This window comes from Bifidobacterium olomucense (assembly GCF_012932375.1).
GTDB lineage: Bacteria > Actinomycetota > Actinomycetes > Actinomycetales > Bifidobacteriaceae > Bifidobacterium > Bifidobacterium olomucense.
Genome location: NZ_JAAIIG010000036.1, coordinates 1 through 1,370, shown reverse-complemented (window position 1 = coordinate 1,370; position 1,370 = coordinate 1). Strand labels below are relative to the sequence as shown.

The following is a 1,370-nucleotide window of genomic DNA, read 5'->3' as shown; positions in this document are numbered from 1 at the left end:
GGGTTAAGTAAAGAAACGTGGGTCTTATCCGCGCGTGTCATCGCGTGGCGTGGATTATTTTGAGCGTCCTGCCCATCCTTTTCTGATGCCGAATCCGTTCTCGTAGGCATCGATGCCGACGGCCGGCAGTTGCACCGCGGTCAGGGTGCCGGGCGTCGGTCCGTTGTCCTCGACCGGTTCCTTTCCGACCGTCTTCCAGTGCGCGGGGGTGACGAACAATTCCGGGTCGGGATGCTCGGTGAGCATGTAGACCGTCCATTCGCAGCATCGTTTCATATGCGCTTCGGATAGTCCCCGGTGGTGGTCGAGGGTTCGTTTGACGACCGCGTTGACGCCGCCCTCCAACTGGTTCGTGGTCGATGGCAGCGGTCCGCCGTCCTTGGTTATGGCGGGGTCGCAGAACGCGAACAGCATGTGGTCCCGGTTCAGTTTGACCAATCGGAAGTAGGCGCGGCGCAGTCGTTCGTGCGTCCACCACCACTTGCGCCCGTTCGCGTGCATGGGATCCTGTCTGGCGTCGGTGCGCTCCTTGAGATAGGAGCCGTGCTCCGCATGCCACGCGTTGAGGTCCGTGAGCCACATGGCGGCCTCGTCGGCGGTCTTCACCTTGGTGAGCCCGCGGGCGAGCTTGAGCAGCGTCCTGCCTGCCTCGCTTTTGGGCTTGTTCGTCAGGTCGACGCGCGTGTTGCGCAGCACGTGCACAAGGCAGCGCTGCGCGGAAACCCCCTTCCAACGGGCCCCGGCGGCCGTCAGGCATCCCCGCCCGCCGTCGCATACCAGCAATCCCGGTCTGTTCAGGTGCCCGAAAAGCTGCCGGTAGGCGGCCGTCGTCTCCGCGGAACACCACTGCCACTTCACGGGCCGGCCGTCATCACCGGAAAGCACCAGCAGGCACCAGCCGTACGGCACATACGTACCATCCGCCATCACGTACCGGTGGGAACGGGAGACGCCCGGCATCCCGGGCTCCACGTTCCAGCACCACGCGATCCTGGCCGCGAACGTCTGCCGCGTGGTTCCGAGCATCGCCGCGGCCTCGCTCATGGACCGCTTGCCCGTGACCCACGCGATGAACGCGCGGAACTCGGCCATGCGCGTCCGATCCTCCCGTCTCACGGTCGAGCTCAGGCGGCATGCATCGCACTTCCATCGTTGCGCCCCGGCCCTCGTGAACCCCTTCTTGCGCATAGGTTCGGCGCACACCGGACATTTCCTCGCCCTCGGAGACTTGTTCCTGCTCATGGAACAAGCCAACACGAAAAGTCAAGCACCCGACCGGATTAACGCCCGGACCGTTAATCACGCCCCGACACGCAAGACAGGAGAACGCCCAACCCCGGATTTAAGACCCACGTTTCTTTACTTAACCC

At 63.9% G+C, this 1,370-nt stretch carries 1 protein-coding gene; it reads right to left on the bottom strand.

The features are described from left to right. Positions 1-54: 54 nt before the first annotated feature. Entirely contained in the window at positions 55-1,242 is a 1,188-nt protein-coding gene (locus tag G1C97_RS12040; RefSeq protein ID WP_470287755.1) for an IS1249 family transposase, read from the bottom strand. Positions 1,243-1,370: the final 128 nt, after the last annotated feature.